A 22,263-nucleotide genomic window follows, 5' to 3' on the forward strand; every position below is an offset into this window, starting at 1 on the left:
CTTATCTGACTAATCTGGCGTACTCGATTTTGATGCATTTATCCATGATGGAAACCGTTTGATGTTCCTTCAAATAGTCATATGCTTCATCGTTCGCAAGTCCTAGCTGTGCCCAAAAAACATCTGCCCCGATGGCAACGGCATCCTTCGCAACCTCAAGCAGATATTCACTTCTGCGGAAAACATTCACGATATCAACATGACCTTCAATCTCCTGCAATGTTTTTACCGCTTTTACCCCAAGTACTTCATCAACTGCCGGATTTACCGGAATGATTTCATAGCCGGCATCCTGCATGACCGAAGATACCATGTAAGAAGTTTTCATGGGATTGTCCGAAAGGCCTACAACAGCGATCCTCTTTTTTGATGTGAGAATATCCCTGATTTCATGATCAGCCGGATTTTTAAAATGCATACCGTTTCCCCCTTAAGATTTCGACTAATACTCTATATATGAACCTAAAATCCGATTTTCAAACACATGAAAATGCCAGCCGTTATGGGGCTGGCACGTTTTAAGACTAATTCAGCTGATAGATCGAGGAATACTTCTCTTCAAAATATCGGATCAAATAGTCAGGATTTAAGCCCTCACCTGTAACATCTTGAAGGATTTCCATCGGTTTTTTCATTTTCCCGTATTGGTGGATATTTTTGCTCAGCCACTCCTGAACTGGTTTAAGATCCCCTTTTTCAACAAGCTGATCAAAGTCAGGGAGATCACGGATTAGGGCTTCTTTTAATTGTGCTGCATAGATATAGCCCAATGCGTAAGAAGGGAAATAGCCAAAGCTGCCTCCTGACCAATGAACATCCTGAAGGACACCCTCACTGTCATTCTCGGGCTTCACTCCGAGATATTCCTGCATTTTTTCATTCCAGATACGAGGAAGATCTTTCACTTCAATTTCATCGTTAAATAAACCTTTTTCAATCTCATACCGAACAATGACATGAAGAGGATAAGTCATCTCATCTGCTTCAATACGAATCAGTGAAGGTTCTACTACATTTATCGCTTTATAAAAACTCTCCAGATTTACATTATCGAACTGGCTTCCTGCATATTGCTTGAGCGAAGCATAATGATGATTCCAGAACCCTTGATGGCGGCCAACGAAGTTTTCCCAGAACAGCGACTGTGACTCATGGATACCCATGGATGTACCCGTGCTGAGCGGTGTTCCTACGAGTGCTTCTGATAGGTTTTGCTCATATAGGGCATGTCCGCCTTCATGAATCGTACCAAAAATCGCTGTACGGAAATCTTTTTCCACATAGCGGGTCGTTACACGGACATCTCCAGGGTTCAATCCAATAGCAAACGGATGGACCGTTTCATCCAGACGTCCTGATTCAAAATCGTATCCCATCTCTTTTAGGACGTGAAGACTGAATTCCTTTTGTTTCTCTTTAGGGAATGCCTCAAACAAGAAAGACGTCTCAGGCTTCCCAGCTTTGGTCACCTTCTGCAAGAGCGGAACGATGCGATCGCGCAGTTTAGCAAACGTCTCATCCAAAATTTCTACAGTGACACCAGGCTCATACATATCCAAAAGGGTATTGTACTTATTGCCTTCATAGCCCCAATATCCGATAAAGCGTTTATTAAATTCAACAAGCTTTTCCAAATAAGGCTGGAACATAGCAAAATCAGATTTGGCCCTCGCTTCTTCCCAAATGCTTTCTGCTTTTGACTGCAGAATCACATATTCCTTAAACTCATCTGCGGGAATTTTTGTATTGCGGCCATAATCTTTTTTGACCTCATCCAGCGTTTTTTTTGTTACTTCCGAGAGCGAATCATAAACGGAGCTTACAGAAAGTTCTTCTATGTATTTTTTCATTTCATCTGATATGGACATAGCAAATACATCCGCAGAAAGCGTACCTATGACTTCTGAACGCTGGCTGACTCCTTTTTTTGGCGCACCTGTACGCAGATCCCAGTACATCAAACCAATGGCTTCATTCATATGCGTCATTTTTTTTACGTAATTAAGAAATTCCTTTTCTACCGATTGCAAGGTCTGTGACATTATGTTCTTCCTCTCTAAACTTAAGTAAATTAACCATACATCTAACCATTCGGCAGAAAACATAAAACTCCTGCAAGAAAGAAAAGCAAAAGCACCCTGATAAGTCCGACAAGCGCTGGAGATCTTACACTGCAACACGTTTTTTTGTGTTGTGGGGTAAGAGTGAAGCGACCTAAGACGAATTGTGATTTATCAATTCGTCCTCCCGAGGACTTAAGGTGAAAACTGAAATTCGTTTTCAGCCCTGGGCGCTGGAGCTAGACATCACACCTATGCCTTTTTAAGGCTGTCTTGGAAACATAATTAATGTAAACGTTCTAAAAATGAGGAGGTTCCATGTTCTCCTCTGATGCCAAATTCGTAAGATAACGCCTGTTTTAATGCATGATCAGCTTCTATAAAAGCCTGATGATATTGATCACCGTATTGTTCTTTTAATGCTTTTATCGTTTCATATGCGCGCTTCAGCTGCAGGATATATTCCGCATTCTGTTCCAATGCCCATCACCTCTGATCACAGTATGGCCGGTTCCTGTGTTAAGCATTACTCATCCAACAAAAAAGATCTCCCTGAAGGAGATCGTTTCTGTTAGCTGCGGGGTGGTCTTTTTCCGAAGTACTGGTAATAATCGGTCTTAATATGCCCATTATATAATTTTCTCTTTTTCGTAGCTGCTTTGCCATAGAGCTGCTCAAACTGCTCATTGGAGGTAATGACATAAACCGACCAAGTTTCAAGTGGACGGAAGACCTCACCCATGTCTCTATAGAGCTGTTTCACTTCTTCCTTCTCACCCAGACGTTCCCCATAAGGCGGGTTGCTGATCACATATCCGTACTCTTTTCTTGTCGTAAAATCTCTGACCTGCATCTGTTTAAACGTAATGAAATCGCCAAACCCAGCTTCTTCAGCGTTATTGATCGAGAGGTCGATCATTTTATGGTCGATATCCGATCCTTGAATATCAAGCGGTGTATCATACTTGGCGAGATCATGCGCTTCTTCAACCGCACGATACCATACTTTTTTATCAATCCAATTCCAATTTTCAGAAGCAAATTCTCGATTAAGCCCTGGCGCCACATTCTGCCCGATCATGGCTGCCTCGATCGGAATGGTTCCTGATCCGCAGAATGGGTCTACAAACGGCTTGTCCGGTGTCCAGTTCGTTAATTTGATGAGAGCTGAAGCTATTGTCTCTTTTAGCGGCGCTTCACTGTGAAGGGCACGGTAACCCCGTTTATGGAGGCCCGTCCCGCTCGTATCAATCGTAAGAGTAGCCACGTCTTTTAATAGTGCGACTTCAATTCGATAAAGAGCGCCATCTTCCGGAAACCATGTTTCTCTTTGATAAGCATTCTTCATTTGATCGACTACAGCTTTTTTAACGATGGCCTGACAGTCAGAAACACTGAATAATTTTGATTTAACGGACTTTCCGATAACAGGAAATTCTCCATCCTCAGGGATAAAATCAGACCAAGGCAACGCTTTCGTCTGTTCAAACAGTTCATCGAATGTTTCCGCTTTAAATTCTCCGACAAGAAGCTTAACACGGTCTGCGGTCCTCAGCCATAGATTGGAGCGGCAGAGGGCAGACTCGTCTCCTTTAAAAATAATCTTGCCGTTTTCAACTTTTACGTCCTCAAACCCAAGGTCACGGATTTCCTGTGCAACAATGGATTCCAGGCCCATGGCTGCGGTAGCAATATACGTCAGATTCATAAGAGATCTCCTCATGGTTGTTTTTCCAGTCTTAATATACCCAAAATTGCTTATGTAAATAGAAAAAAGGCCACTAGGGCCCTCTTACATTCTCAAGTGTCACCAATAACGTTCTGTAAGCCATGTTCTGTTCCATCGTACTGCATTCGGCTTCCGCCTCGTACTCCGGTGGTAATCATCTATCTCCAGATGAATAGTCATCTGTTCTTCTTCGCGTTCAATTCCGCTCAGAAAACTCCCCTACCATAATTTGGGTTTCTCGCTCGTGGGGTTTACCGCGTTCCACTCTTGCCGTTTCCGGAAAGACTACGTCACTGTGGCACTTTAAAGGTAGTGTCACCATATCCGAAGACTTAGGTGAGTTCCCTGCCGTTAATCCAGTCAAAACCAGAATACCCTGGCTTATCTTTTCGCCAGGCACGAACACTACGGCCATCGCAGACCGTGCGAGCATGGACTTTCCTCAACATCTTTAAAAAGATGCCGCGATTACCCGAACGTTATTAGTTTTAAATTGTCAAAGCAAAATATAGTATAGCAGGAAGCTGTTTAAAAATCAAATGGATAATAATTACTGAATCAATCGTAAAGTTTGCTTCCGAATACGTGCTTTTCCAGATTTGACAGACGCTGAAGAATGTCGGAATTAATGTTCATGGATGATGTTGGAACTCTTCTTGTCTGTTCAGATGTATTTTGCACTTCTTTGCGAAGCCTGTTGTTTTCCTGAATGACTTTGTCAAATTCCTTTTGGAAGTTCTCATAGTCTTTAATGATCAAATCAAGAAATTTATCTACTTCATCTTGATCATAACCTCGAAAACCCTGTTTAAAATCTTTTTCGAGAATTTCTTTTGCAGTCAGATTCAATCGTTTTTCTCCATTCATCGGGCTCACCTCAATGTTTAACTTCATTTTTCCTGCGTTCGCAGCATAATTCAAACAAATACACCGTTCTTTATTTATACATGATGACTTTTTATTAAATCTAGCCTATATTTTTTCAAATTCAATAGAAAAAGTCAATTTCTATCCAAAATCATTCCCAAAATTCCCCTTTGGCGTCCTGTTCATCCTGATAGATCAGTTCAAGGTCAGACGGTGTGATATATAGTACTTCGTATGCCGGATCTTTTTCTTGCCTCCGTCTGGCAGGTTCAAGATAAAAACGCGGTGTTCCCGGAGTATCTTCATCATATAAAATGAGCATCCCATCGGTTTTCTGCACAAGAAACCCATTTTTTGCGGCCAGCTGCTTCGGACTGAAGTACGGTTTATTGGAGATCGATTCTACAAAATCCGCCTGCGCCAGCAGTTCATGATACTGCTCCTGCCGGGCTTCGTTCCAATTCGCTTCCTGATCCAGGAATGGGGTAAGCACTGCAAGTTTGAGATCCGGAAATCTTTGATCCCGAAGCTCAACAGCGACTTCCCCCGCCCATATTTCAACACCCGGCTGGCCGCTGATGATCACCCATTCCAGTCCTTCTTCCAAGAGCACTGTCAGCTGTTTCTCAATGGCTTTTTTTATATAGTGTACCCCCGGATCTTTCTCTTTAAAAATCCCGAGTTCATGGGATTTATACCCAGTTATCAGCAAGTTTTTCACCATGAACCTCTCTCCCATCACTTCATTTACTTTGAAAAAAGGAACCAATCAAAATGATCAGTTCCCTCACGTAACATGACTAAATTCATTTGCAATAAAAAACGTCAGTCCCAAAACAAGAAAAAATGCAAATACTACCCATTGCCTCACGGATCCATCTCTCCATCGCTTAATATACTAGCATATTTTTACAGGAAAATGGCCGATTCCCCAAATTTCTACATCACGTGTAACGTTTTAGCGATTATCGTCAAAGCGGCGCACATTTTGCGCTTGCCTGGGGAATAATTATTATTTTCCTATGAAAAATCTCTTTTTTTATTCTACACAAAAAGTGTCCAAATTTAAATACATTTATCGGCCAAAATTTATATTTTTTTAGGAGTTTTCACATTTTTTTCTTAATCTCTGAATTCTGTTGTCCAAAGCTGCTTTTTCTTTCTCTTCCGTCCGTTTTAACAACCTCTTTTTGCTCTTCCAGATCCCGTACGCAGCTTCTGCATAATAGAGCGCTTTTTCATAGTCTTTTCCCTGATGTTCATGCCATTTCGCCAATTCGACATACGGTTCTTCATCATTTCCCAGCGAACCATTGGTGCAAAGTTCCTGCCAGAGCGGAACTGCCAGATGATCTTGCTTTGTTTTTTTATAAAGAGCCGCTGCTGCCTTTTTGGCCATTTTACTTTGGCTTCCTTCCCCGTTCATCATCTCCGTATATTTTTGCAGAGCAATGCCAAACTGGCCGGCAGATTCGTACCACCTTGCCGATTCATACTGTTCAATGCTCGTCACTGCAGATCCGCCCTGCAGGAGTTTGGAGATATGGATATAGAGGGTAATCAGCGATAAAACATCCCATTCATTATGGGTCATGACCCCTTTTACGAGTTCGGGATCGTTTTCTTTTAAATATTGAAAATAGAGCATGGGCGCCAGATAACCTGGAGTGTCATGCTCCCGCTTCACACCGAGGATCTCCTTTTCAACGACAGAGAGCCTTACGGATTCAAGGCTCTGTTTCCACAGCCTTCTGGATCCATGGAGAAGATCAAAATGTCCGAACGCAGGCAGAGAAGGTACAAAATCCCGAATCAGTGTATGTCTCGTTTTAACTTGAGGCCAGTCAAAGGATTTCCCATTGTACGTAACCAAGTTTTTCAGTTCCTTGACTTGAGTTAAAAATAGATGGTACATCGCAATTTCCGATCCAGGGCCTGGAAGGAAAAACTGTTTCACTTTTACCTGATCTTCTTCCACTTGGCTGTAGCCGAGGAGAAAGATGGTATTTCCTGCTCCTCCGCTTAATCCAGTCGTTTCCGTATCAAAGAAAACAAGATCGGATGGATATAGGTCATGAGAGGATAGCGGATGAACGGCACCTGCCTTCCTCCAGTCTTCCATCACTTCTTCCAGTTCCCCGAATGAATAATTTCCCCAGCGCTGATCCAATGGATAGCTGACTTCCCTGACGAGGCAATACTCTTCTTCATAAAAATAAGGCGTCGTTTGAAAACTGTTCCAAGCTTCATGATGCTGAATGACTGGCTGAGGAGGCGGCGTCTGGATGCTCGTCCGGGCTTCCTTCTTCTCAGAGACGAGGTGCTTCTTAAAACGATTCAGTTTCGACTGCATCGACATTTTCATCTCTCCTGACTGCATCCAGCAGCTTCAGTGCCAGAACTTTCGCATTTTCCCCTTCAAGCATTGTTCCCGTACAAGAAGGGCATCCTGCTTCACAAGGGCATGTTTGGATAACCTGGTGAGCTTCCTGTATCACCGTATCCCATATCTTATATACATTCTCACTCAACCCGATTCCGCCTGGATACCGGTCATAAAGGAAAATAGTCGGCTTTCCGGAATGAACCGCTTTGATCTGCGGAACGACATGCAGATCGCTAGGATCGCACATAACAAAAAGCGGAGCTACATGCCGGAACACATTTGCAATCCCGATCAGCCCCTGTTCGATGGAGCTTTCACGTAGATTTGGAAGCTGATCCCGGTCAAATTCAAGCCAGGTAGCTGACGTGTGAAGCTCCTCTTCCGGAAGATGGATGGGGCCAGATCCGATATTCTCATGGGTTTCAAATTTTATTTTCTTAAAAATGGTAGCCATCGCATTGACGGTTACTTCCCCAAATGCCCTCTCCTGATCTTTCAGCTTCGTATTCTTGTCGATTTCGAGCACTTTTAAGGAAACGGCAAGATTGGCATCTGTAAAATAATCAACATCTACTTCCCGGACGAATGCTTTCTTTTCTTCATAATCCAGTTTTTCAACCTGATATTGAACACCCTGATGAAGATAAATGGCTTCTTCATGCAAAAGAGTCATTGAGCTGAAACGGTCCATCTCGCCGATGATTCTTACGTTTGCCACATTACTTTGATCCACGATCACCACATTTTCCTGAGAGGCGGACCGTAACGAAATGTTGTGGGCCGGAAAGGAATCGTTCATCCAGAAGTATCGTTTTCCCTGATGATGAAGGACTTGTTCTTCCGTTAAAAACTCAAGTATCTCTTCAATCTCTACTCCCCCAAATGCATCCCCTTCTTTAAAGGGAAGCTCATATGCCGCACATTTGACATGATCCACAAGGATGATCAGATTTTCCGGGTTGATACGAGCAGATTCAGGCGACCGGTCAAAAAAGTATTCCGGCTGCTGAATGATATACTGATCCATCGGACTGGAGCTTGCGACCATGATCACGACAGATTCATCCTGACGGCGGCCCGCTCTTCCCGCCTGCTGCCACGCACTGGCGATCGAACCGGGATACCCTGTTAAAATGCAAGCGTGGAGCTGTCCGATATCGACACCAAGCTCAAGGGCGTTTGTACTGACGACACCCATAATCTCCCCGTTTCGCAGGCCCTTCTCGATGGCCCTCCGCTGGGTCGGAAGATAGCCGCCTCGATACCCTTGAATGGACTTCATGCCGAATTCCTTTTTGGCTAGTTCCTGAAGGTACGTCAGCAGAATTTCCACTCTCACGCGGCTTCTGGCAAAAACGATGGTTTGGATCTTGTTTTTAAGAAACTGGCCTGCAAGATCTCTCGCCTCCAGGGTGGCTGATTTCCGAACGTTCAGCGGCTTGTTCACAATCGGCGGGTTATAGAAGATGAAGTGTTTCTTACCGCTGGGCGCGCCGTTGTTGTTGATGAGTTCCATTCCTGTTCCCGTGAGATTTTCCGCCAGTTCTTTCGGATTGGCAATCGTAGCTGAAGTACAGATGAAGATCGGATCGCTTCCATAGAATGAGCAAATTCTCTTCAAACGGCGGATGACATTTGCGACATGGCTGCCAAACACCCCTCTGTATGTATGGAGCTCGTCGATGACGATATACTTCAGGTTCTCAAACAGTGAGACCCACTTCGTATGATGAGGCAGAATCGCTGAATGCAGCATGTCCGGATTTGTCATAACGACATTTCCGGCTTTTCTTACCACCTGCCTGATGTTGGCCGGTGTATCGCCATCATACGTATAGCTCTTGATATCAAGACCGATCGCATCAATAAACTCGTTGATCTCAGCCTTTTGGTCCTGTGCGAGCGCTTTGGTCGGAAATAAGTACAAGGCTCTGCTGTCCGGGTTCCCCGCGATTTCTTGCAGGACCGGCAAGTTATAGCACAGGGTTTTCCCTGAAGCTGTCGGCGTGACCGCGACAAAACTCTTTTGGTTCTGTGCGGTTTGGAAGGCAGTCAGCTGGTGGGAATATAGTGAAGTTACTCCCCTGTCTTGTAATGCTTGTTTTATATGTGGATGAAGTGTTTCAGGTATCTGCCCTGTCAACGCTTCTTTTTCTTCTATTATTTTCCAGTGAACAATCTGTTCATTAATGGAAGGCTCCGTTCTTAATAATGCAAGCAGTTCCTGCATCGTTTTTTTCGTTTCCATATCGTCACCTCATCCTCTATTTTATCGAATAAACGTTCGTAAGAAAACTAATATCTCATTTAGCGGGGATTGGTGTATGTAAATTGTTGCGACGGAACCGGGAAAATAAACAAATCAACTTAAAATCCCTCTCAAAATCAGATGAAAGGAGCTTTAATTGTATGAATACCTCTAATTCCCTGCTTAAAACGGCTTAAGAAGAAAGAAAGTTTAATATTTAGGGGGAATGGACTCTGATTTTATCTTTTAGGAGCTGTACGCAGGCTTTATTATCGAAAAAAATTTTTTATTATCGAAAATCCAGATATATTATCGAAATTCTAATTTTATTATCGAAACGCACACTTTTATTATCGAACTGCTCGCGGTGCCAGGCACCACACAACAAAAAAACAGCAAACCCGCGGGCTTGCTGTTCCTATTATTAAAGATTTTGTAAAACTTGTTCTAGATCGGTGGTCGGCTGACGACAGCTGAATTTTTCGCAGACGAAAACCGTCGGCTTGCCGTTTTTCAATTGAAACTCTTTTGCATATGGTGCCATTGAAGCAAACTCATAAGTGGTCCTTGAGGTAAAAGGGCCACTTACCCACTGCTTTTAATTATTCTGCTCCCTCTTTCCTGCGGCCGTTATATGCGACACCGCAAGAACAGCGATTTTCCCCAAATAATAAATTATAAGAAGCCGGGAATTCCTGATTGACTCGCTGTACCTCTCTTGCAAATTCTTTGCTGTCAGCAGGTACTTTTGAAAGGGCATCAGCTTTTTCTTGGGTATCAATATTAGCGCCCGGTGGGACGAACCTGTTCTTTGGAATATGAACACCATTGGTGACGACTGCATTATTGGAAATGAACACTCCACTTTGTACAATCGCGTTATATACAATGGATTTAAATCCAACAAATACCTTATTTCCAATATAACAGGGGCCATGAACGAGAGCTCCATGAGCAATGGTGACTTCCTTGCTTATGAAGATGGAATACCCCTTTCCACCTACAGATATGAGTTTATTTAATAAACCATGTAAAATGACTCCATCCTGAAGATTTGTATTAGACCCTATATAAAATGGGGTCCCTTCATCCGCACGTATACTAACATTAGGTGCTACATAAACATTTTTTCTTATGACTACATCACCAATTACACTGGAGAAAGGACTAATGAATGATCTTTTGTCAATTTTGGGGGAGATTTGAACGGGATTAAATGAAGTAATTGGATTGGGACTGATAAATGGTCTAAAACAATCGTCGCGTTTCAAACTGATCACCTCTTTGATCACTTTATCTCATCAGGTTATGCAGGTTGGTGAACATACGCAACAGGATCGTTATATTAAAATTGAATACGATCATCGTAACTGAGTGAAAAAATAGTTCACTCTGCCTTTGTCGGAAGGAGAAATGATTTCTGATATAGAATACCTGATAAAACCCTATATTTTAACAAAATTTCAAACCTTGGCTAAGGAGTTGCACCGTATGAATATCGTAGATCTCGTTCAGTCACAAGTCATTGCTGCTATTAAAAATGAAGAAGAAATCGAAAAAGCGATAACAAGCAATGCAAATATTGTATTTCTCTTAACAGGAAACTTGTTGAATATAACAGAATATCTTGATCGATTAAAAGAAGCTCAAAAGAGTATCTTTATTCATATCGATTTTATAGAAGGCCTTTCCAATACGAAGAGCGCCATAAAATATATTGCTCAAAAATGGAAGCCCTTAGGCATCATTACAACAAAAAGCACCTTGATTAAATTTGCCAAAGAAGAAGGGTTAATGGTCATTCAACGAATGTTTCTTATTGACCATAGTGCCATTTCAAAGGGAATCAGCATATGCGAGATGTATCATCCGGATGCCATTGAGGTGCTGCCAGGACTTATGCCAAACGTGATCGATCATCTGACAAGACAGGTTAACCTGCCCATCATTGCGGGAGGCTTAATCAGTTCAAAAGAAGATATCATCAAAGGACTGGAAGCGGGTGCTCTGGCCATGTCTACCGGAGATTCCTCCCTATGGAATTTTGATATCTAAAAAGCACACAAAATGGGAACTAGAGAGAATTGTTCCCTTTTTATGTGCCTGATTAACCGCTGATATCTGTCCGATGAACATTGTTAATCTCTGTTATGCCTCTGTAAATGTCATAAATGGTATTTTTGTTTAATACCGCTACTTTTAACTCCAGAAGAAGTGAATGATCTTCCATATCCTGGATATGAACATGGTCGATTCTAAGCCCTTGCTTCTGTACTTCAGCAATCACCTCACCCATTTCATCCCTGTATTTCAAGTTAAGTTTAAGGGAGATTTCTTTTGCTTGAATCTTTCGCCAAAAACCGAGTTTATTAATAAAAAGAGGAAGAATCTCAACACTGATCATAAGCAGGATGACACCTGCAACAGCTTCGATAAAAAAACCCGCACCGGTTGCGATACCAATCCCAGCCGCTCCCCATATCATGGCAGCCGTCGTTAAACCCGTGATGGTATCGTCCTCTTTTCTTAAAATCACTCCCGCTCCTAAAAACCCAATTCCCGAAACAATCTGCGCGGCTAATCGAAGCGGATCCATTTGTATTTTTACGAGAGCAGATGACGGAAAGGAATAGGAAGATTGTATGGAAACAATGGTTAACAGACAGCTAATAATGGATATAACCAAGCTTGTTTTTAACCCCAATGGTTTCCTCTTTAATTGTCTTTCTAAACCGATAGCCAGCCCCAATATGGCAGATATGAATAGTTTCACCAGCATCTCTGCATCAAAGTTTGCTGCCAATTCCTTCAATCCTATCGACCTCCTTATCCTAATGACTCGTTATTGGCAAAGAGCGGTGCAATGGCAACTGGTGGATATCTTTAATGCTTTGAAGGATATAGGAAGGTTTTAGTACAGAATCCTTTACCATTTCTTTTGTTGTAATTCCAGACAGCACGAGCACGGTTTGGATCCCATTATCATTTCCCATTCGGATATCCGTCTCTAAACGGTCTCCGATGATATAGCATTCTTCAGGCTTTAAATGTAAAACATCCCTTATGACAATATCCGCCGCGAATTTCGAAGGTTTCCCCATGATATAATCAATGGGCTTGCCAATCGTTCCTTCCATTGCACCAATAATGGACCCACAATCAGGAATCTCACCATCCACAACCGGACACGTGCGATCCGGGTTGGTTGCCAGAATCACCGCCCCGTTTTTCGCCCATGCTTGGTAGGCATCGTTCAGTTTTTGATAATTAAATTGGCGATCCCAGCCTAAAACGACATAGGTAGCTTGGTTAGGATCCTCTGTAATTCTTATTCCTTCATGGATCAACTCTTCGAATAAAGCGTCCTCCCCGATGACATAAACAGCATCGCTGCGATTCATATGTTGTTTTAAAAACTTGGCTGTAATGTAATTGGAGTTGATAACTTCATCTATTGACGCCTCGATTCCCAGTCCCTTCAGCTTTTTTACATAGTCATGACGCGTCGAGATGGATTTATTCGTGAAAAAGACGACCTTGTGCCCGCCATTCCGCAAATATTCTATCGCTTCCTTCCCCCCCTCAATCATCTGGTTTTCTACATATACGGTTCCATCCAAATCAAATATAAAACCTTTTGCCATATGAATACCTCCATTTAAACTGCACTAAAATGAATAAAACCCCCAGCTATAGAAGCCTTATAAGCAAAGGCTAAAATAGCTAGGGGTTTCTCTTATTCTCTTCCCGCTGTTATTCAGTTGTAAGTTTCAGAGATGTCTGTTATCGTACGATAGAATTAACGTTTGATACATGATTGATAATATCCTGGATCGAGTATTGATACGGATTAATTTCATAGATAACCGGTCCATCAAAGAATTGCTTCTCTAAAAAGCCCTCCAGCCCCTCCGTGAAATGATTTCCCTCCCCAGGAAGCAGATGAAGATCCGATTTCCCATCATTCTCTGATAAATGGATGCCGCCTAATGATCCAGCCAGCTGATCAATCGTTGTTTCCAAAGCATCCCCCATCAAATCCAAATGGCCGATATCCAAGCACGCCTTTACATTTGCAGCAGTGATTAAATCGATCCATTCTTCTACATTAGAAGCAATTTGATGGCAATAGTTTAATTTATCCGGAATGAGGTTTTCCAACAGTAATTCTACCCCATGCTGCATGGCGACTTCATTTAGCTTTAAAATTCGCTCTTTTACCCTTATTAAGGACTCATTTCGTTCTTCAGAAAACCAGGCATATCCTCCATGGAAGGTCGCATGCTTCCCTCCATATTCAGCAAGCTTTGCCAGCCATTGTGATAAAACATTAAATGTTCTTTCGTATACAATCGAATCAGGAGTAGCCAGATTGAGATCGTGGAAAGGCAAATGCAATCCAACTTTAAAACCTAAATCACTGGCAAACTTTAAATAGTGATGAGCATTGTTCTGTTCTGCCAGTATTTCAATGCCTTCGAACCCTGCTTTTTTAATCCTGGTAAAGTCATTTACATTTGCATTTAGCCCCAAGGACCAGCTATTAAGCCATTTTTCCATGATTTTCTCCGTTTGTTGAATTAAAATTAGAGGTTCGGTCGTTATTCAGTTCTTCTAATTTTTTGCCTTTAGTTTCAGGGGCTAATAATACCGATACAATTAAGCCTAATAAACTGATAACGGCAAAGAACCAGAGGGCTTTGCTGCTTCCCCACGCCGCAATCAAATTAGGAAATACCAATATCCCCATAATGGAACCAATTCGGCTGAATCCCGTGGCCAAACCGGAAGCACTCGCTCGGATACTTGTTGGGAATAATTCTGTCGGATAGACAAAGTTAAGGATTCCTCCACCCATATTGGCAAACAGCACAGCCAAACTGAACAGAATGACCAGAAATGCAAACGTAGGACTTGGATTAAGAGCCAGAATAATCAGTGCTATCGATAAACCGATGAATGAAGTAATAATAAGAGGCCTTCTTCCAATCCTTTCTACAAGATTCATTCCGACAATGGCTCCCAATAAACCTAATAAACTAACCGTTCCGGATCCCATATAAACCATCATTTGTGAACCATTGGTAAAGGGTTTTAATATCGTTGGTGTATACATGGAAATTCCATAATAGGCGACAGCATAGCAGAACCAAAATCCGCAAACAAAGAACGTACGTTTAAAAAGAGTCTTTGAAAATAAATGGCTGACTTTTGTTTTCGGAGTAGAATCCGCTGGAATGATGACTTTTTGCCCTGTGATTTTCAGCATGATTTCCTCTGCTTCTTTCTCCCGTCCTCTTGAAGCCAGCCATCTAGGAGATTCCGGAAGGGTGACTCTAAAAAAGAAAACGATTAATGCAAAAACAGCTCCTACCAGAAGCATGTATCTCCAGGCACTCGGCCCCGCCGGCACTAACAAGATCCCGACGAGATAGGCCGTAACAGCGCCTACAAACCACATGGCCCCCAGAGATGTACTATGTTTTCCCCGGCTTTTGGTTGAACTGAATTCCGATACAAGAGTAGCAGAAATCGGATAGTCTGCACCGATTCCAATTCCTAACAAGAAACGGAATAAAATGAGCTCCCATGGAGCCTGTGCGAATGCGGTTAAGGCGGCAAACACAACAAAAGCCATTAAATCAACAACATACATCGCTTTTCGGCCGAATTTATCGGTTAAGTTACCAAGCCACAACGCACCGATCAATGAACCAATAACAGCCGAAGATGTGATCAAAGCCTGAATCCCGGGAGTAATTTCCCACTGGCTTAAAATTAACGGCATGGCAACAGCAATAACCGTTAAATCAAAGCCATCAAGAAAAGTACCGGCAGCTGATAAGAGGGTGACTTTTCTTTGAAAGCGCTTTAATTTTGGAGAATCCAAATGCTCAAAACTCATAATCTGACCCCTTTCCTTTTTCATTATGTAAAATTATAGAAGAAGAAAAATAAAAGCCATAGTCAAAAAAACATGTAACATGTTTTTAATGACTATGGCTTCTCTTCATCTCCGGCCATAAATCTACACAATGCATTATTTTTTTATTTGCTAAACAATTTATACAATATTCAAACGAGTCTGTCAACTATTATTTGGAAATGCTCTTTTCTAAAAGATTGTTGCTTTGGGAACATTGTTGTAAAGAAACTTCATTGACAAGTTGATTGTAGTGCAAGGTGCGAGACTCCTGCGGGACGAGCGTGACAGGTGAGACCATGAAGGCGCTAGCGCCGACGGGCTCAGCACACGCCCCGCGGAAAGCGAGCATCCTGTAACGGAAATCAACCACTCCCAAGAGCAACAGAGCTTACGAAAACAGCTTTTGATCATGTACTATAGATGACCGACTGAAAATATTGATGAACCATTTAGCAGGTTAATATAAACTATTCTGGATCGTCCCGGTTTATGTTGCTATCTCTTCTAATTTATGTATAATTAAAAATAATCAGATAACTTAAACTAGTTAGTGTTTCGGGTAGAGATACGGAGAACCCTGTGAACATGCATTCGTACGGCATTTATTGCCGCACATGCTATGTCATGGGGTTTTTTTGTGTGTTTATCCTCTCTAAATGTTATCTGGAAAGAATAGGATCAACAAAATATTACCGGGGAGGGGAAAGAATGAAAGGTTTGAAGTATAGGAAGTGGCTCGTCTATGCTGCAACGCTTGTTCTGGCAATGGGAAATGATTGGGGACTGCATGCGTTTAAAGCAAATGCTGCTGAAAATGCAGTACCCGATCTATTGATTACAGAGGTCATTCCAGATACGGATAACTTTGCGGGTTATGATGCATTTGAGTATATCGAAATCTATAATAACAGCAATCAGGAGATCAATCTGCAAGACTATCACATTCAAACAGGAGGCTGGAACAAGACAATTGATAACGCAGCCAAAATCGGCCCGTGGGATACGATGCTGTTCTGGACGAGAAGGCAGGAAACTCAGCCGATGACATTGGAAGGCTTCAATCACTTTTATTTTTCGTCTTATTCTAGTAAATACATTGAGGAAGATCACTTGCAAAGAATAGAAGATGTTGGCGGCCTGATGAATAGCAAAAACCAGACGGTATCTGTTTTTGATTCGAGCGGAAAGGAAGTCGTTAAAGCGAATTACACCGGTGACCAAGTAGCCGCAAATAAGTCCATTATGTTCGGTTATCCAACCAATGGAAGCATCACGATGAAAACGTTATCCGGCAATCAAAATCCGACACCTGGCTGGGTCGAATCGGACCAAGGTCCTCCAAGACCAAAACAAGACGATGCGGCACCTTCCATTCCTGCCAATATCAAAGGAGAGGCAGGAAACGGTGAAGTGCAGCTAAGCTGGGATTCAAATCCGGATTCCGACCTCTATCGCTATAATATCTACAAGAATGGAAATTTAGAGTTTTTCGTCTCTCCATCCAAGCATGAATTTACGATATCTTCGCTGATTGGCAATCTTGATTATACCGTGCAAATGACTGCCGTTGATACTTCAGGAAATGAATCGGCGAAATCAGCCCCCCTAACGGTTAGACCCGGACATCAGCTCATTACACAGGTAGAAAGATCATCCAATGACAGAAACCCAAAATATCAAACACTGTGGGATATCAGCAAGGATGGCCCGATCATCCCTGGATTAGTACAGGATCTTGTCCCGCAAGGACTCGGTTATTACAAGAAAAAAGATTGGTTATTTACCATTAATTATTTGGATAATGGAAGGCCCGGAACGCTATCCGTGATTGATGCCACAACTGAAAAACTGGTGAAATCCATTGTATTGTATAACCAAGACGGCACACCATACACCGGCCACGCGGGAGGCGTTACCGTAAGCATGGACCATGTTTGGATCTCTTCCGAACAATTTCTCTATACGTTAAATATCAGTGATATCGTTGCGGCGCAAAATAATGATGAGCTTACGTTCACGAACCAGATTCCTGTTCCCGTAGAAGCGGCTTATGATGTCTATGACGATGATAAAAAAATTCTATGGGTTGGTGAATTTTATGAGCCAAGCAGCTACCCGACGGATCCAGCACACCACCAGGTGAACCCTGCCGGAGAATTGCAATATGCCTGGATGGTCGGTTATAAGCTCACACCAAGTACAGACATGCTGACAAGTGAACAATGGAATCAAACATCGAATGAACCTGCAACTCCGGATTATGTCTTTTCCACCATCGGAAAGGTTCAGGGCGCAATTGTTCAAAAGAAGGGGATCTCTTTAGTTACTTCCTATGGACGGGCAAACGATAGTGTTCTCTATCGATACGAAGATCCGCTTAAAGAGGAGCCTAATCAATACGTTACGATCGGGGAAAAGCAAGTCCCTCTTTGGTTCCTTGATGGACAAACCGCCAAACCGATAGAAAGTATCACCGCGATTCCCATGAATGAAGGAGCAGTGCTAGTAAAAAGTGATCTCTATGTCTCCTTTGAATCAGGAGCGAACAAATATCGGTATACCGGGACCTATCCAAGGGATCGGATGCTCAAAATTGATATGAAGACATTAATGAAGGATGATCGGAATACAGAGAAAGAAGAACGTAAATAGAGTAACTGGCCGGTAAGCATTGCACCCATCCGTTCAATCTCCTTTGATACCGCCAAAAAGGCTGCAGATACCCCTGCAGCCTTTTTCGGTATAATTTATTGAAGTATTTTATTTGTTTTGACAGACTTGTCTAGATCTTTCTCTTCTTCGTCGAAATAAACCGCCTTGCCAGATTTGGCAGATTCGTAGATTGCTTCAAGAATCTCCGTAACCACCAAAGCCTGTTCCGGTTTAACTACCGGCTCCTTGTCGTTCAGAATAGAATCGATCCACAGTCTTGCTTCATGCTCGGCATCGCTTTCTTCATCCGCATCATAAAATGCGACTCCTTTTCCATCAACCTGAACCTCATTCGTGTATAGCTTGCCGAAGTCTTCTCCGTTTATCCTGAGTCCGTCCATCATGTCGGCTCCGCCTTCTGTTCCACATAGGGTACACATGGCTTCACCTGTCTGTAAGGTATTCAGTGCCCAGCTCGTTTCCAGCGAGATGGTTGCTCCGTTTTTCATGGTGATCATGCCAAAGGCTGAATCTTCTACGGTAAACTTTTCAGGATCCCAGGAACCCCAGGCATTTGCTGCGTCTTTCTTTTTGCCGAGTTTGTGATAGGTCGTTCCGAGTACTGCCTTCGGTTCGTAATTGTTCATCATCCATAGGGTCATATCGAGTGAATGTGTACCGATATCGATCAGTGATCCCCCACCCTGCTTTTCTTCATCCAGGAACACGCCCCATGTTGGTACAGCACGACGGCGGACCGCGTGTGCTTTCGCATAGTAGATATCTCCAAAATCTCCGCGCTCACACAGCTTATGTAAATGCCAGCTGTCTGCACGGAAGCGATATTGATAGCCGATGGTCAGTTTTTTCCCTGTTCGTTTGGCGGCCTCGACCATTCGGCGGGCATCAGCTGCTGTTTTGGCCATTGGTTTTTCGCACATTACATGTTTGTCCGCTTCAAGAGAATCGATCGTGATTTCTGCATGGGAATGGTTCGGTGTACAAACATGAACGACGTCAACGCGTTCATCCTCAAGAAGTTCTTTGTAATCGAGATACACTTTGGCATCCTCGGTTCCAAACTCCTGAGCCGCTTTTCTTGCTTTTTCTTCTTCCAGGTCACAAAAGGCAACCAGTTCTGCTTCGTCAATCTTTGAAAGGCTTGGCATATGCTTTCCGTTGGCGATTCCGCCGCATCCAATAATTCCGATCCGTATTTTCTTAGACACGATAGCTTCCTCCTTGATTATTGATTTAAGAGAACTTCTTTTACTTCAGAAATTGAAACCTTTCTTCCTTCAGAGTTTGATCGTGCTGCTGCTTCGTTGATTAAGGTAAGACTGCAAACATCTTCTTTCGTAATCGTCGTTTCTCCTCCATTCAGTATGGACTCCGCCCATTGTTCCATCGGCATCGGAAGTGCTTCGGGCAACTGCTGTGGTGTGGCCCAGCCCTCTTGATCAAGCTGTCTGCTAGTTAGACGAATTTCGTTTTCTTCAATCAGTAAGGCTCCTTTTGTACCGTAAACCTCTAACTGAAAAGGACTTCCATACGATAAAAATCCGGTTTCCACCGTTCCGAGCGCACCTGATTCATATTCGACAAGGACCATCGCACTCTCCTCCACATTTCTTTCATTACTTTGTTGAAAAATAGACGTTACCGCTTTTGCAGGCCCTGCCAGCCGGTTGGTTAAATAGATGGGATGAGCGCCAAGGTCGATTAACGCTCCACCTCCGCATTGTTCTTTGTTATAAAAATGTGGAGGAAGCCAGCCATTTACATTGCCGCTCTCAGGAACAGCACCATTATGTGCCAGCCGGCAGCGAATCGATGTCAGCTCCCCTAGCCACCCCTGATCTAACGCGTGCTGTGTATACAAATAGTAATTGGTTGTCAGCCTCGGCAAGGAGACGGTTAACTTAACACCTGCTTTTGCCACAGCCTCATAGATTTCTTCACAGTCAGCTGTTGTTAACGCAAGGACCTTCTCTGTAAAAACATGTTTTTTGTGTGCGACGGCTGCCATGATCACTTCTTTGTGCAAATTCGTGGGTGTGTTGACGATAACCGCATCAATTCCAGGGTCTTGCAGCACTGCTTCAAGTTCTTTTTCAAAACGTACTCCCAGTTCTTGGGCCCATTTTTCTCCCCTCGAAGGATCTTCATCCCAAACTCGTTGAATAGAAAGGGATGGATTGCTTTTTGCCTCTCTCGCATAATCATCAGCATGAACATGCCATTTGCTTAATAACGCTACGGAAACCACTTTTCATCACTCCTCCTCTTTATCATGAAATTCTTAAATTTTTGAAAAGGTTTTCAATGGAGTGGACGGGTAGAATCTCCTTCTATTAATTCCACGTCCAAAAATTCTTTTTTAATAGAAGAGCTGCCGTTCATCATCTCCAGCAATCGGTTAAGAGCAAGCCTTCCCATCTCTTTTTCGTTTTGGCGAAGGTGAGTAAACTCCCAGCCGCTTAAATTGTTGTCGTACGCATCAAAACATAAGATTGAGAGATTTCCAGGAACACGAAGACCCATCTCTTCGGCTGCACGTTTGGCAAGAACCGCAATGTTGTATTCCAGGGCAAATATCGCTGTGATCTCTGGGTGCTTTTGAAGGTGTTTCTTGATGATCTCGACATCATGTTCTGGTTTAATATCTTTGCTGATAGAGGAAGGCAAAGATTTTTTCAGATCAGAACACCATAACTGCCGGTTAACGATTCGGTTCTTTTCTTCATACGCGCGCAGTATACCGTTAAAACGGTCTACGACGGTCGTCGTTTCTGCAGTGGCTGGTCCCAGAACACCGACGTATTCATGTCCCAATTCGAACAAATAGTTTATTCCCTGTTGAGCAGCCTTAATATTGTCAGTCGAAACGAACGCCGCGGCCACTCCCTTAAAGGTTCGGTCAATCAGCACAAACGGATATTCTGTGATCACCATTTTAAGAATCTCAGATCCATAATGTTCAGCGTGTGCAGGATAAAGGATTAACCCGTCTACTCCAAAGTCGATCAGCTGTCTGATAGCATCTGCCTCTTTATCGATTGATCCATTTGTACGCTTTAATATCACGAAACAGCGATGATTGGCTGCTTCTTCAATACTTGCAACCACTTTTGAAACATAACTGTCATCCAAGTCAGGCACAATCAATCCGACTAAAAACTTGTTGGTTTCTTTTACGTCATTTTCTGGGTTGTTTGTTGAATCTTCAGACACGAAGGTCCCTTTTCCGCGCTGGCGAAACACGAGGCCTTCACTGACTAGTAACTCCAACGCCTTCTTGCTGGTTATACGGCTAACTTGAAAGGAGTCTGATAGTTCTTTTTCAGAAGGTACCCGATCTCCTGCTGCATACTGGCCATTGATAATATTTTTTTTGATTGATTGATAAACTTGCTTGTATAAAGGTTCCATGTTACCACTCCAAAAACAGAAATATGCATACTATATCTGGAAAACAGTGTATACATATTGATTATACCTGAAAGGTCTGACAATTCTAACAGTTAACTCCTTCTTCGATCCGGCCTGCTTCCACTCACAGTCACCCTTTGGAAGCCCCGCCCAGGCTGAAGCCTTGAGACATAAAGCGCTGCGAAAAGATGTACAAAACAATCGCCGGGAAGGTATACAGAATGGAAAATGCGGCGAGTTTACCGTACTCTACCATTCCAAAGTTACCAAAAAACTGATAAATGGTAACTGAAGCAGGAAGCTTCTCTGGAGACTGAATGAGAATATACGGTACAAAGAAATTGCCCCAGCTGCCTGAAAAGGTAAAAATGCCGACCGTACAGATACCTGGAATCATCAATGGCGCGACAATTCTTTTCAGTCCCTGCCATACCGAGGCACCATCAATCCAAGCGGATTCCTCAAGCTCCAGTGGAACGGCATCCATGAAGTTTTTCAGCATCCAGATTGCATAAGGGAGTCCGGCCGCTGTTAAAAAGAACATCGTCCCCCATAGCGAGTCTTGAAGTTTCATATAAATAAACAACTGATATACTGGCACCATAACAGCCGTAATCGGCAGCGAAGTCATAAAGAGAATCGTAAACATAAAATGCTTTTTATATTTCATCTGATAACGAGAAAGTGGATAAGCAGCCAGCCCTGCCACCAGCACCACGAGCAGGCCTTGCCCCAAAGAAAGAAGCAATCCAATGATAAAGGCCCAAATGTTTACCGGATCGGTTAGGATGCTTTTAAAATTATCCACCGTAAAGGCAGTTGGAACCTTAATGGAGGAGTTGGCATTGGGATCGACGGATGCGATAAGCACCCAAAGAAGCGGAAGGAGAAACAGAACACCTATGACCGTTAAAATGACGTATGGCAACGTTCTTTCCAGCTTTATGAATTTTCTTTTCATCG

19 protein-coding genes and 1 other RNA gene are annotated in these 22,263 nt (G+C 42.9%); 2 read left to right on the forward strand and 18 right to left on the reverse strand.

What is annotated here, in order from left to right; all coding sequences use genetic code 11:
• Nucleotide 1: 1 nt before the first annotated feature.
• The 10 genes from M1K46_RS09830 to M1K46_RS09875 all read right to left on the reverse strand — a co-directional run bounded on the left by M1K46_RS09830 (nucleotide 2) and on the right by M1K46_RS09875 (nucleotide 10,561).
• Nucleotides 2–418, reverse strand: coding sequence for a CoA-binding protein (locus tag M1K46_RS09830; protein WP_256225907.1), 417 nt, complete (start codon nucleotides 416–418; stop codon nucleotides 2–4).
• A gap of 106 nt (nucleotides 419–524) precedes the next feature.
• Nucleotides 525–2,042, reverse strand: coding sequence for a carboxypeptidase M32 (locus tag M1K46_RS09835; protein WP_256225908.1), 1,518 nt, complete (start codon nucleotides 2,040–2,042; stop codon nucleotides 525–527).
• A gap of 303 nt (nucleotides 2,043–2,345) precedes the next feature.
• A complete protein-coding gene (locus M1K46_RS09840; protein WP_256225909.1) occupies nucleotides 2,346–2,540 on the reverse strand; it encodes a hypothetical protein in 195 nt (64 codons plus the stop codon).
• A gap of 91 nt (nucleotides 2,541–2,631) precedes the next feature.
• Entirely contained in the window at nucleotides 2,632–3,768 is a 1,137-nt protein-coding gene (locus M1K46_RS09845) for a class I SAM-dependent RNA methyltransferase (RefSeq protein WP_375162191.1), read from the reverse strand.
• Between the two features lie 111 nt (nucleotides 3,769–3,879).
• Nucleotides 3,880–4,269, reverse strand: an RNA gene (gene rnpB / locus M1K46_RS09850) — RNase P RNA component class B.
• 78 nt (nucleotides 4,270–4,347) lie between these two features.
• Nucleotides 4,348–4,656: a cell division regulator GpsB gene (gpsB, locus tag M1K46_RS09855; RefSeq protein WP_053358547.1), complete on the reverse strand. Its 309-nt coding sequence runs from the start codon at nucleotides 4,654–4,656 to the stop codon at nucleotides 4,348–4,350.
• A 151-nt stretch (nucleotides 4,657–4,807) separates the two neighbouring features.
• The gene (locus M1K46_RS09860) at nucleotides 4,808–5,380 is read right to left on the reverse strand and encodes a DUF1273 domain-containing protein (protein WP_272885609.1); all 573 of its coding nucleotides are present in this window, start codon (nucleotides 5,378–5,380) and stop codon (nucleotides 4,808–4,810) included.
• A gap of 375 nt (nucleotides 5,381–5,755) precedes the next feature.
• Nucleotides 5,756–7,015, reverse strand: a complete 1,260-nt coding sequence (locus M1K46_RS09865) for a ribonuclease H-like domain-containing protein (RefSeq protein ID WP_256225911.1) — start codon at nucleotides 7,013–7,015, stop codon at nucleotides 5,756–5,758.
• Nucleotides 6,984–9,290 (reverse strand): DEAD/DEAH box helicase, encoded by a 2,307-nt coding sequence (locus M1K46_RS09870; RefSeq protein WP_256225912.1) that lies wholly within the window; start codon nucleotides 9,288–9,290, stop codon nucleotides 6,984–6,986. The genes M1K46_RS09865 and M1K46_RS09870 overlap by 32 nt, the downstream gene beginning before the upstream one ends.
• Before the next feature lie 602 nt (nucleotides 9,291–9,892).
• Nucleotides 9,893–10,561, reverse strand: coding sequence for a carbonate dehydratase (locus M1K46_RS09875; RefSeq protein WP_256225913.1), 669 nt, complete (start codon nucleotides 10,559–10,561; stop codon nucleotides 9,893–9,895).
• 220 nt (nucleotides 10,562–10,781) lie between these two features.
• Here M1K46_RS09875 and M1K46_RS09880 point away from each other — a divergent pair, with 220 nt between their 5' ends.
• Nucleotides 10,782–11,345 (forward strand): glycerol-3-phosphate responsive antiterminator, encoded by a 564-nt coding sequence (locus M1K46_RS09880; RefSeq protein WP_256225914.1) that lies wholly within the window; start codon nucleotides 10,782–10,784, stop codon nucleotides 11,343–11,345.
• A 52-nt stretch (nucleotides 11,346–11,397) separates the two neighbouring features.
• Here the strand turns inward: M1K46_RS09880 and M1K46_RS09885 are convergent, their stop codons facing one another.
• From M1K46_RS09885 to M1K46_RS09900, 4 genes are all read right to left on the reverse strand, one after another.
• Complete coding sequence (locus M1K46_RS09885) at nucleotides 11,398–12,069, reverse strand: MgtC/SapB family protein (RefSeq protein ID WP_256226142.1); 672 nt, start codon at nucleotides 12,067–12,069, stop codon at nucleotides 11,398–11,400.
• Between the two features lie 52 nt (nucleotides 12,070–12,121).
• A complete protein-coding gene (locus tag M1K46_RS09890) occupies nucleotides 12,122–12,934 on the reverse strand; it encodes an HAD-IIA family hydrolase (RefSeq protein ID WP_256225915.1) in 813 nt (270 codons plus the stop codon).
• 139 nt (nucleotides 12,935–13,073) lie between these two features.
• Nucleotides 13,074–13,850, reverse strand: coding sequence for a sugar phosphate isomerase/epimerase family protein (locus tag M1K46_RS09895; RefSeq protein ID WP_062235517.1), 777 nt, complete (start codon nucleotides 13,848–13,850; stop codon nucleotides 13,074–13,076).
• Nucleotides 13,834–15,195, reverse strand: coding sequence for an MFS transporter (locus M1K46_RS09900; RefSeq protein WP_062235514.1), 1,362 nt, complete (start codon nucleotides 15,193–15,195; stop codon nucleotides 13,834–13,836). Before M1K46_RS09900 ends, M1K46_RS09895 begins: the two co-directional genes overlap by 17 nt.
• A gap of 729 nt (nucleotides 15,196–15,924) precedes the next feature.
• Here M1K46_RS09900 and M1K46_RS09905 point away from each other — a divergent pair.
• Nucleotides 15,925–17,868: a lamin tail domain-containing protein gene (locus M1K46_RS09905; protein WP_256225916.1), complete on the forward strand. Its 1,944-nt coding sequence runs from the start codon at nucleotides 15,925–15,927 to the stop codon at nucleotides 17,866–17,868.
• Between the two features lie 95 nt (nucleotides 17,869–17,963).
• On the opposite strand, the gene M1K46_RS09910 is transcribed toward M1K46_RS09905, so the two are convergent.
• The 4 genes from M1K46_RS09910 to M1K46_RS09925 form a co-directional block, all read right to left on the reverse strand.
• Nucleotides 17,964–19,097: a Gfo/Idh/MocA family protein gene (locus M1K46_RS09910; protein WP_256225918.1), complete on the reverse strand. Its 1,134-nt coding sequence runs from the start codon at nucleotides 19,095–19,097 to the stop codon at nucleotides 17,964–17,966.
• 17 nt (nucleotides 19,098–19,114) lie between these two features.
• Nucleotides 19,115–20,137: a Gfo/Idh/MocA family protein gene (locus tag M1K46_RS09915; RefSeq protein WP_256225919.1), complete on the reverse strand. Its 1,023-nt coding sequence runs from the start codon at nucleotides 20,135–20,137 to the stop codon at nucleotides 19,115–19,117.
• A 53-nt stretch (nucleotides 20,138–20,190) separates the two neighbouring features.
• Complete coding sequence (locus M1K46_RS09920; protein WP_256225920.1) at nucleotides 20,191–21,300, reverse strand: GntR family transcriptional regulator; 1,110 nt, start codon at nucleotides 21,298–21,300, stop codon at nucleotides 20,191–20,193.
• Between the two features lie 130 nt (nucleotides 21,301–21,430).
• On the reverse strand, nucleotides 21,431–22,261 hold the full coding sequence (locus tag M1K46_RS09925; RefSeq protein ID WP_256225921.1) for a carbohydrate ABC transporter permease: 831 nt from the start codon (nucleotides 22,259–22,261) through the stop codon (nucleotides 21,431–21,433).
• Between the last annotated feature and the right edge of the window lie 2 nt (nucleotides 22,262–22,263).

Source organism: Fictibacillus sp. WQ 8-8, from assembly GCF_024494405.1.
GTDB lineage: Bacteria > Bacillota > Bacilli > Bacillales > Fictibacillaceae > Fictibacillus_C > Fictibacillus_C marinisediminis.

Coding starts and splice junctions, on each gene's coding strand:
- M1K46_RS09885 (WP_256226142.1), bottom strand. CDS start 12,069: ATGCTGGTGAAACTATTCATATCTGCCATATTGGGGCTGGCTATCGGT.
- M1K46_RS09900 (WP_062235514.1), bottom strand. CDS start 15,195: ATGAGTTTTGAGCATTTGGATTCTCCAAAATTAAAGCGCTTTCAAAGA.
- M1K46_RS09905 (WP_256225916.1), top strand. CDS start 15,925: ATGAAAGGTTTGAAGTATAGGAAGTGGCTCGTCTATGCTGCAACGCTT.
- M1K46_RS09920 (WP_256225920.1), bottom strand. CDS start 21,300: ATGGAACCTTTATACAAGCAAGTTTATCAATCAATCAAAAAAAATATT.
- M1K46_RS09890 (WP_256225915.1), bottom strand. CDS start 12,934: ATGGCAAAAGGTTTTATATTTGATTTGGATGGAACCGTATATGTAGAA.
- M1K46_RS09880 (WP_256225914.1), top strand. CDS start 10,782: ATGAATATCGTAGATCTCGTTCAGTCACAAGTCATTGCTGCTATTAAA.
- M1K46_RS09925 (WP_256225921.1), bottom strand. CDS start 22,261: ATGAAAAGAAAATTCATAAAGCTGGAAAGAACGTTGCCATACGTCATT.
- M1K46_RS09830 (WP_256225907.1), bottom strand. CDS start 418: ATGCATTTTAAAAATCCGGCTGATCATGAAATCAGGGATATTCTCACA.
- gpsB (WP_053358547.1), bottom strand. CDS start 4,656: ATGAATGGAGAAAAACGATTGAATCTGACTGCAAAAGAAATTCTCGAA.
- M1K46_RS09870 (WP_256225912.1), bottom strand. CDS start 9,290: ATGGAAACGAAAAAAACGATGCAGGAACTGCTTGCATTATTAAGAACG.
- M1K46_RS09865 (WP_256225911.1), bottom strand. CDS start 7,015: ATGTCGATGCAGTCGAAACTGAATCGTTTTAAGAAGCACCTCGTCTCT.
- M1K46_RS09845 (WP_375162191.1), bottom strand. CDS start 3,768: ATGAATCTGACGTATATTGCTACCGCAGCCATGGGCCTGGAATCCATT.
- M1K46_RS09835 (WP_256225908.1), bottom strand. CDS start 2,042: ATGTCACAGACCTTGCAATCGGTAGAAAAGGAATTTCTTAATTACGTA.
- M1K46_RS09895 (WP_062235517.1), bottom strand. CDS start 13,850: ATGGAAAAATGGCTTAATAGCTGGTCCTTGGGGCTAAATGCAAATGTA.
- M1K46_RS09860 (WP_272885609.1), bottom strand. CDS start 5,380: ATGGTGAAAAACTTGCTGATAACTGGGTATAAATCCCATGAACTCGGG.